Consider the following 3,697-nt stretch of genomic DNA (forward strand, 5'->3'; position numbering starts at 1 on the left):
TACCTGAATATTTTTCTACTTTTTTTATGCATCTCTTTAAATTTTTCTGCCCAAACTTCTTATTTCGATATAAAAGAAAGTAAGGCTTATAAAGATCAGTATAAATCAACCACTATTTTAAGCATTTATACAACCAATCAAAATCTTACGCTTGTTGCGAGAAAAAGCAGATCAACTTTAATTTTTGAAACTTTTGATGAAAATACCAAAGGAAAGAAAATAAAATCTGTACAACTTGAAAAAAAAGAGCGTTTTGTTGGAGAATTTTTTTACAATAATCAGATGAGAATTTTTATGGTAGAAAGTCCATCAAAAATAAAAAGAATTTTAAACTGTTACACTTTAGATTTGTCTACTTTCAATACCACAAAAACAACCTTGTTAAATACTACCGTTAAAAAGAAAAGCTCTTTATTTTCTGGTCAAAACAAGAGACAAACAAATTTTTCCATATCACCCAATAAGAAATTTATTGCCATCACTACAGATAACGTAAAAAAGAATTCTAATTCTTATGATGTTCATCTTTTTGATGCAAAAACACTTTCATTAATTTTTACCAAAGGATATTATGCAAATGAAGAAAAGTACTATTCTTCATCTGATATGATTGTAGATAATGATGGCGCTGTTTTTAGCATTGGTAAAGAATACTTTAAAGGTAAACGAGAAAGAAAAAAAGCAAAAGCCAATTATTCTTATGTGATTACAAAAGTTGATCAAAACAACATCACAACAGGAAAAATAGAACTTAAAGAAGATGAATATATTAAAAGCATGAATTTATCTTTTTACAAAGATAACCTCAGGTCAATAGGTTATTATTCTCAAGATAAAGTATTTGGAATTAAAGGCGTTAGTCAGTTTTCTGTGGATAAAACCACATTATCCATTATTAACAAAAAGAAAACAGTTTTACCTACAAAAGTATTTGAAGACTTATATGGCTACAGAAATGCAAAAAGTAAAAAAGATTCCGAATTAACTAGCTTTAATTTAGATTATATTTTAGAGGATGACTATGGAAATACTTTTTTAATTGCAGAGGAATTTTATGTAGTACAAGTTTATGTTTCTAACGGAATGAATGGAGGTTATTACATGACCACCTATCATTATGATGATATTTTAATTACAAAATTAGATGCTAATGGCAATTTAAAATGGGGAAGAAGTATTTTTAAAAGAGCTACTGAACCTTCTTATAACGCATTTTTAAATAATAATAAATTATTTATTTTACTAAATTCGGGCAAAAAACTCAAAGATAAAAGTGATGGAAGATTAAAAGTATCTAAAGGTTGGTTTGAATCTACAGCTTTATATGCTTTTGTGTATGATTTTGATGGTAATTTAGATTATGAAAAAATTCAAGATAATAAAGGAAAAACAAGATACATCCCTTATTTAGGAAGCTACAATAATGGTAAGTTTGTCATGTACAATCACGCTAAAGGTAGCAAGAAAGTAATGGTTTTGAATTGCAAAAATTAACGCTTATTATATTTTTTGTTACTCAAATTCATTACTTTATGTAATAGTTTACAATAAAATCTTATATTTATAACATCAACAAATACATTTACTTTATATGGCAACAACTACAAAACCGTCAAAAACCTTTTGGGTAATTGGTACTTTAGCAATTCTTTGGAATTTAATGGGCGTATTCGCATACTTAGGTCAAGCATTTATGACAGATGAAATCAAAGCTGCTATTCCACAAGATCAACTCGCTATCATAGAAAATGCTCCATCTTGGGCAGTGGCAGCCTTTGCAGTTGCTGTTTGGTTTGGATTACTATCTAGTTTGCTATTAGTTTTTAAGAAAAAAATAGCAAAAACTGGTTTTACAATTTCGTTTATAGGCATTATTGTCCAATTAATTTACAATTTCTTTATCGCCAATGCTTACGAAGTTTATGGAAATACAGGTTTAATAACGCCAATTTTAACAGTGCTTATTGGTCTTTTTCTTATTGGGCATTCCAGCAGATGTATTAAAGAGGGGATTTTAAAATAGTAAGGTTTATACGTATCAAGATTAACTTTTCTATTCATACAAAGCAGCCAAAAACTCAGCTACACAAGCTGGTTTTTCTTGGCCTTTAATTTCTATAGTACATAAAAATGTAATTTTAATTCCGTTATTCGCAATAGTTTCAATTGCTTTAACAGTGGTATGCATTCTTAATTCGCTATTTACAAGTACAGGGTTTGGAAAACGCACTTTGTTTAAGCCATAATTCAAGCCCATTTGCACAGATTTAATTTCAAAAGCTTCTTCTAACATTCTAGAAATCATGGCTACAGACATAAAACCATGTGCAACCGTTTTTTTAAACGGGCTTTCTTTAGCCGCTCTTTCTTCATCAATATGAATCCATTGTTTATCTAATGTTGCATTTGCAAAGTCATTTATCATTTGCTGTGTAATCGTGTACCAATTTCCAATAGGCAACTCCTTCCCTATCATCAATTTAAAGGCTTCAAAATTTTCAAATACCAATCTTTTCATTTTTACATATATTATGATTAATTATAGTTTAAATACTATTTCAATTGATTAAATTAGACAAAAATTTTCAACAATGAAACCATTCCTAATCTTAATTGCATTTTTATCATTTTCAATTCAAAGTCAAACTCCACAATGGATGAGGCATTCATCCATTTCTCCAGATGGAACCCAAATTGCTTTTACCTATAAAGGTGATATCTACAAGGTAAATACAAATGGCGGAACTGCAACTCAATTAACCTATCACAGTGCTCACGATTTTAAGGCAATTTGGAGTAAAGACGGCTCTAAAATTGCTTTTGCATCTAACAGATATGGAAATTTCGACATTTTTGTAATGAATTCAGCAGGTGGCAAAGCCACAAGACTTACATTTCATTCTAATGATGAGCATCCTTTTACATTTTCTTATAATGATAAAGAAGTTGTTTTTGGTGCATTAAGACAAGATGACGTGAATCATAGACAACATCCACATAGATCTCAATCTGAATTGTATAGTGTTCCTGTTAATTCTGGGAGAGTTTCGCAGATTTTTACATTTCCTGCTGAATATGTAAACTATTCAAAAGATGGAAAAAACATGTTATATCACGATAAAAAAGGTGGGGAAAATGAATGGAGAAAACATCATACTTCTTCGATAACAAGAGATATCTGGCACTATAATTCCGAAAGAGATGTGCACACCATGATTACCACAAACACTGCTGAAGACAGACATCCTTATTTTAGTGAAGATGAAAAAAGCATGTATTATTTAAGTGAAAGAAGTGGCACTTTTAATGTTCATAAAATGGCTTTAGACACTAAAGTTGATGAGCAGCTTACTAATTTTACAGTACATCCTGTACGTTTTTTAAGTGTGGCTAATGGTATGATTTCTTTTGGTTATGATGGCGAATTATACACCATGAAAGAAGGTGAAAAACCAAAAAAGGTAAACGTAAACATCATCACGCAAGATAAAGAAAACACAGAAAAATTTATTTCAGTTAATGGTGGTATTCAAGAAATGGCGGTTTCACCAAATGGTAAAGAAATTGCTTTTATTGCAAGAGGTGAAGTTTTTGTAACCTCAGTTGATAAATCTTTCACAAAAAGGCTTACAAATACTCCAGAAAATGAACGCTTTGTTTCTTGGGATAATAAAGGAGAAGCTGTGATTTATAGTAG

The 3,697-nt window shown here is 30.0% G+C and carries 3 protein-coding genes and 1 pseudogene; 3 read left to right on the top strand and 1 reads right to left on the bottom strand.

What is annotated here, in order from left to right; translation table 11 throughout:
* A partial coding sequence (locus ACTG3V_RS15180; RefSeq protein ID WP_439133020.1) for a hypothetical protein occupies nucleotides 1-1,494 on the top strand: 1,494 nt, incomplete at its 5' end.
* Between the two features lie 97 nt (nucleotides 1,495-1,591).
* Nucleotides 1,592-2,023 (top strand): hypothetical protein, encoded by a 432-nt coding sequence (locus ACTG3V_RS15185; protein WP_439133021.1) that lies wholly within the window; start codon nucleotides 1,592-1,594, stop codon nucleotides 2,021-2,023.
* A 30-nt stretch (nucleotides 2,024-2,053) separates the two neighbouring features.
* On the opposite strand, the gene ACTG3V_RS15190 is transcribed toward ACTG3V_RS15185, so the two are convergent.
* Nucleotides 2,054-2,518 (bottom strand): MaoC family dehydratase, encoded by a 465-nt coding sequence (locus ACTG3V_RS15190; protein ID WP_439133022.1) that lies wholly within the window; start codon nucleotides 2,516-2,518, stop codon nucleotides 2,054-2,056.
* Between the two features lie 73 nt (nucleotides 2,519-2,591).
* Here ACTG3V_RS15190 and ACTG3V_RS15195 point away from each other — a divergent pair.
* Nucleotides 2,592-3,697, top strand: a pseudogene (locus ACTG3V_RS15195) (S41 family peptidase); the annotation flags it as partial.

The organism is Polaribacter sp., assembly GCF_965660385.1.
GTDB lineage: Bacteria > Bacteroidota > Bacteroidia > Flavobacteriales > Flavobacteriaceae > Polaribacter.

Bases quoted from the DNA above. Each gene is read 5' to 3' on its own strand.
- ACTG3V_RS15185 (WP_439133021.1), top strand. From the start codon at position 1,592: ATGGCAACAACTACAAAACCGTCAAAAACCTTTTGGGTAATTGGTACT.
- ACTG3V_RS15190 (WP_439133022.1), bottom strand. From the start codon at position 2,518: ATGAAAAGATTGGTATTTGAAAATTTTGAAGCCTTTAAATTGATGATA.